General features: G+C 74.3%; 2 protein-coding genes. Both read left to right on the top strand.

Annotated elements, in window-relative coordinates; all coding sequences use genetic code 11:
* On the top strand, positions 1-2,799 hold a 2,799-nt coding region (locus ACH4FX_RS43110; RefSeq protein WP_398487379.1), incomplete at its 5' end, for a type I polyketide synthase.
* A gap of 36 nt (positions 2,800-2,835) precedes the next feature.
* Positions 2,836-4,856: type I polyketide synthase (locus ACH4FX_RS43115; RefSeq protein WP_398487380.1), on the top strand; the 2,021-nt coding region annotated here is incomplete at its 3' end.

A 4,856-nucleotide genomic window follows, 5' to 3' on the forward strand; every position in this document is an offset into this window, starting at 1 on the left:
GTGGACTGGTCCGGAGTCTTCGACGGTACCGGCGCCCGCCGCGTGGACCTGCCCACCTATCCTTTCCAGCACCGGCGGTACTGGCCCAGGCCCGCCGCGTCGGCCGGTGACGTGACCGCCGCCGGGCTGCTGCCCGTACGACACCCCCTGCTGGGCGCGGCGGTGCCGCTGCCGGACGCGGACGGGCTGCTGCTCACGGGCAGGCTGTCGACACGGACCCACCCCTGGCTGCTGGAGCACGTCGTGGACGGGGCGTACGTCTTCCCCTCCGCGGGGTTCCTTGAACTGGCCGTCCACGCGGGCGACCAGGCCGGCTGCGACCGCGTCGGCACCCTCGCCCTCACCGAGCCACTCGTACTGGCCGAGGACGACGCCGTGCTCCTTCAGGTACGGGTCGGGGCCCCGGACGCGGACGGCACGCGCACGGTACGCATCTCCTCGCGGGCCGCGGACGGGGCCGACCAGCCGTGGACGGACCACGCCGACGGCACGCTGAGCACCGGAAACCCGGCAGCCGAAGCCACACCGGAGTTCTCGGTATGGCCGCCGAGCGGTGCCGAAGCGGCGACCCCGGCGGATGAGGCCGAGGACGTCGAGGACAGCCCGTGGTTCCGGACCGTCCGCGCCCTGTGGCACCGCGGTGACGAGACCTTCGCCGAGGCCGTGCTGCCCGAGGAGGTGTCGGACGCGGCGGACTTCGGCCTGCACCCGGCGCTGCTGGAAGCGGTGGTACAGGCGGCCGGAGGCGACGGCGACCGCGAGCCCTCGGCCTGGAACGGGGTCACCCTGCACGCCACCGGGGCGTCGGCGGCGCGGATACGCCTCGTGCGCACCGGCCGGGACACCTTCTCCGTCACCGTGGCGGACACCGCGGGCGCGCCCGTCCTCTCGGCGGACTCACTGGTCCTGGACGCCAGGAAGCCCCTCCGGCAGCCGGCTCACCACCAGGACGCCGCACCGGGCGCGTTGCTGCGGCTGGACTGGACCGCGGCAGCGGAGGTGCCGGCCGACGGAGAGGTGACGAGCGTGACGCTCGGCGCCGACGGACCGGCGGCACTGGCGGACGTCCCCGACCTGGTCGTGGTCCCGGTGTCGGGCGCGGGCGCCGAAGCCCCGGACGCGGTGCACGAACTGACCGCCCGGGTGCTCGAGCTGATGCAGGAGTGGCTCGCGGAGGAGCGGTTCGCCGCTTCCCGGCTGGTGTTCGTGACCCGCGGCGCGCCGTCCGGCGAAGACCTGGCCGCCGCGGCGGTGTGGGGACTGGTGGGATCGGCACAGTCGGAGAACCCGGACCGGTTCGTCCTGGTGGACGCGCCGGACCCGGCCCTCCCGGACCTGCTGCCCCGTCTCCCGGGCCTGCTCGCCACCGGCGACGCCCAGTTCGTCGTACGCGACGGCACGGTGCACGTGGGAAGGCTGGCCCGGACGGCCGCACCGCACGACGGCACGCCCCGCCCCGCCACCTGGGACCCGGACGGCACGACGCTGATCACCGGCGGTACGGGCGGCCTGGGCGGCCTCCTGGCCCGGCACCTCGTGGCCGAGCGCGGCGCCAGGCACCTCGTGCTGGCGAGCCGCAGCGGCGAGGCCGCGCCGGGAGCCGCGGAGCTGCGTGCGGAACTGACCGCGCTCGGCGCCGACGTGACGGTCGCGGCCTGCGACACCGCCGACCGGGCCGCGCTCGGGCGGCTGCTGGACTCCCTCGCGCATCCGCTGACCGCGGTGGTCCACGCGGCCGGTGTGCTCGACGACGGCGTGGTCACCTCGCTGACCGCCGAGCGGCTGTCGGGTGTACTGCGCCCGAAGGTGGACGCGGCCTGGCACCTGCACGACCTCACCCGGGGGATGGACCTCGCCGCCTTCGTCGTCTTCTCCTCGGTCTCCGGCGTCATCGGCGGCGCCGGCCAGGGCAACTACGCCGCGGGCAACGTCTTCCTCGACGCCCTGGCCAGGCACCGCGCCGCCCGGGGCCTGCCCGCCCAGTCCCTCGCCTGGGGCGCGTGGGCGCAGTCGAGCGGAATGACGGGCACCCTCTCCGAGGCGGACCTGCGGCGGATCTCGGCGACCGGAGTGCCGCCGCTGACCGCCGAGCAGGGTGTGGCGCTGTTCGACGCCGCCACCGCGACGGACGAGCCCTTCCTCGTCGCGGTCGGCCCGGTCGCCACGGGCACCCGGGTCCGCGGCACCGTACCGCCGGTGCTCCGCGGGCTGATCAAGGGCGCCCGGCGTACGGCCGCGAGCGCCACGGCCGGCGCCGAAGCGGCCGCCACGCTCGCCCGCCGGCTGCGTGAGGCGCGGGCGGAGGACCGTACGCGCCTGCTCACCGACCTGGTACGGACCGAGGCCGCCGCCGTGCTCGGGCATGCCTCCGCCCAGGCGGTCGATGCCCGGCGGGGCTTCCACGACCTGGGCTTCGACTCGCTGACCGCCGTCGAACTTCGCAACCGGCTCAGCACCGCCACGGGCCTGCGGCTGACCGCCACCCTCGTCTTCGACTACCCCAGTCCGACCGCGCTCGCCGAGCACCTCGTCCCCCGGCTCGTGGACGAAGGCCGGTCCGCCACGGGCCCGGACCTCCTCGCGGAGCTCGAACGCCTCGACTCCGTCCTCGCCGCCGGCGCCCCCGACGCCCGTACCCGCGCCGCCGTCGCCGGCCGTCTGTCGCACCTCCTGGACAGGTGGCGGGGGACCGGGGCCGAGGAGAGCGGCGCCGGGGTCGCCGAGCGGATCGAGACCGCCAGCACCGATGAGATCTTCGCCTTCATCGACAACGAACTCGGGCGGCACAGCGACCGCTGAGTCCGGCCCCCTTATTGACACGGAAGGTTCCTCGCCATGCCGAACGACAACGAGCTCGTTGACTACCTGAAGTGGGTCACGGCCGATCTGCACCAGACCCGCCAAAGGCTTCGGGAGGCCGAGTCCGCCAGGCAGGAACCGATAGCCATCGTCGGGATGTCCTGCCGGCTGCCGGGCGGGGTGCGCTCGCCCGAAGAGCTTTGGCAGATGCTGAGCGACGGACGCGACGGCATCTCCGCGTTCCCCGCGGACCGCGGCTGGAACCTGGACCTCCTCACCGGTGACGGGAACGGCAGCAGCACCACGGCCGAAGGCGGCTTCGTGGACGCCGCCGGATTCGACGCGTCCTTCTTCGGCATCTCGCCCCGCGAGGCCGTGGCCATGGACCCTCAGCAGCGCATCCTGCTGGAGACCTCCTGGGAAGCGCTCGAACGCGCCGGAATCGACCCCCACTCCCTGCGCGGCACCGAAACCGGGGTCTTCGTCGGTACGAACGGCGTCGACTACACCAACGTCGTGCTCACCTCCCGTGAGGACGTCGAGGGCCACGGCAGCACCGGCCTCGCGGGCAGCGTCCTGTCCGGCCGGCTCTCGTACACCTTCGGCCTGGAGGGCCCGGCGCTCACCGTCGACACGGCCTGCTCCTCCTCGCTCGTCTCCCTGCACCTGGCGGCCCACGCGCTGCAGTCCGGCGAGTGCTCGCTCGCCCTGGCCGGGGGCGTGACGGTGTTGTCGTCGCCGATGAGCTTCGCGGGATTCAGCCGGCAGGGCGGGCTGGCGGCGGACGGCCGGTGCAAGGCGTTCGCCGACGCGGCCGACGGCACCGGCTGGTCCGAGGGCGCGGGCGTCCTGGTGCTGGAGCGCCTGTCCGATGCCCGCCGCAACGGACACGAGATCCTCGCCGTCGTGCGGGGCTCGGCCGTCAACCAGGACGGCGCCTCCAACGGCCTGACGGCGCCCAACGGCCCGGCCCAGCAGCGGGTGATCGAGCAGGCTCTCGCGAGCGCCGGTCTGTCGACCGGTGACGTGGACGCCGTCGAGGCACACGGCACCGGCACCACCCTGGGCGATCCCATCGAGGCGCAGGCGTTGCTGGCCACGTACGGGCAGGGCCGTGACCCCGAGCGGCCGTTGCTGCTCGGGTCGGTGAAGTCGAACCTGGGCCATACGCAGGCGGCGGCCGGCGTGGCGGGGATCATCAAGGTGGTCCTGGCCATGCGGAACGGTGTGCTGCCGCAGACGTTGCACGTGGACGCTCCGTCGTCGCATGTGGACTGGTCGTCCGGCGCGGTGGAACTGCTGACGGAGCCCCAGGAGTGGCCGAAGACCGGCCGGCCGTGGCGCGCGGGCGTGTCGTCGTTCGGGATCAGCGGCACCAACGCCCACGTCATCATCGAGCAGGCCCCGGCCGCGGAGGAGTCCGACGCCGAGGACGGGGAAGGCCCGCAGACCGCGCCGCCGGTCGTGCCCTCGACCGTCCCGTGGCCGGTCTCCGCGCGGTCCGAGGACGCCCTGACCGAACAGCTCGCGCAGATCACCGCGCTGACCGGCCGGTCGCCGGTCGACGTGGGCTTCTCACTGGCGACCACCCGCGCACACCTGGAACGCCGTGCGGTGCTCCTGGCCGAGGACGACGGGACCGTCGAGGTCGCACGCGGCCTCGCCCAGGACACGGCGGGGCAGTTCGCGGTGCTGTTCTCGGGTCAGGGTGCGCAGCGGGCCGGGATGGGCCGGGAGTTGTACGGCCGGTTCCCGGTGTTCGCCGAGGCGCTGGACGAGGTGCTGGGGCACTTCGACGCCGGTCTGCGGGATGTGATCTTCGGCGACGCGGAGGGTCTGGACGAGACCGGGTTCACGCAGCCTGCGCTGTTCGCGGTCGAGGTGGCGCTGTTCCGGCTGGCCGAGTCCCTGGGCATCCGCCCGGACTTTGTGGCCGGTCACTCGATCGGCGAGATCGCCGCCGCGCATGTGGCCGGGGTGTTGTCGCTGGCGGATGCGTGTGTGCTGGTGGCGGCCCGGGCGCGGTTGATGCAGGCGCTGCCGGCGGGCGGCGCGAT

It is taken from the genome of Streptomyces sp. NPDC018019 (assembly GCF_044327805.1).
In the GTDB taxonomy this organism is placed as follows: Bacteria; Actinomycetota; Actinomycetes; order Streptomycetales; family Streptomycetaceae; genus Streptomyces.